Annotated in this window: 1 pseudogene; it reads right to left on the bottom strand. The window is 38.6% G+C overall.

The features are described from left to right. A pseudogene (locus ACVCAM_RS26435) lies at nt 1-937 on the bottom strand (hypothetical protein); the annotation flags it as partial.

Genomic DNA, 937 nt, shown 5'->3' with positions numbered 1-937 from the left:
CTTTGCTGTTCATTGAGTACTAATTGTGTTTTTTTATTCATCCATTTATTGAATGATTCAATTGTAGGAAATTGTTGAAGGGTAATGCGTTGATATGCTTTTTTCTGTGAAGTACTTAAATTCAATGGAACAAATGTACTAACTGGTTTTGCACTATTCGTTACTTCAATTCCTAAATCTATGAAGATAGGTGTATCTGAAAGTGATAGTGCTTGCTCCTTATCGAACACATAGACATCTACTACTTCATCACTCTCGTAATCGCGTAGTTTGGTACGTTGTACGAATTGATAAAGTTCTTCCTTCTCTCGTGCCTGTACTATCTGTTCGTATGTAAGACCAAACATTAGTTCACACTGTTTTACTTCTACATTGGAAGGTTTGAGACTACTTAACCAAACGGCTTTTGTATAGTTCTTGTAATCATTGATACCACGGCTTTTAGGCGGTACATACTTACCGTTAAGTACCTTTTCACTCTGATCGCTGTTCACGGTAAAGATGTAATCAGTAAGGTTCTCTCTTACCCATGCTAAAACCTTCTCAAACTGTTCTGGGGAGTTTGAACGTAGTGATGCCGTCAAAGGTACATCACTAAAGTAATGTACTCTCATGCGTTGATTTAGGGGTACTGTTCGCTCTCTAAGTGACAATGTTGTACGTTCAAAACTATCAGGGGATGACAAGTACACAAGGGTGTTCTCAAAGTCATTAGCCATAAAGGTAATATCAAGCCCAATGAAGCGTTTTAGGTTCACCCATGACATAACCTGTAGCTGGTCTTTCTCCTGCTTGTACTGATTAGTACCACCTACTTTCTCAAAGAAACGTGCATTGAAAAGGAAGTGATCGTACTGCTGCACGAAAGCAAACGCTTTAGCGGCATTTTCAAGTACTACATCATCAAAATCGGTGACAGGTTTAGCCGTTACGTGAT

The sequence above is a fragment of the Enterobacter sp. CFEC122 genome (genome assembly GCF_052983755.1).
Note: the sequence above shows the minus strand (reverse complement) of the source record. Positions and strands in the feature narration are given on the sequence as shown.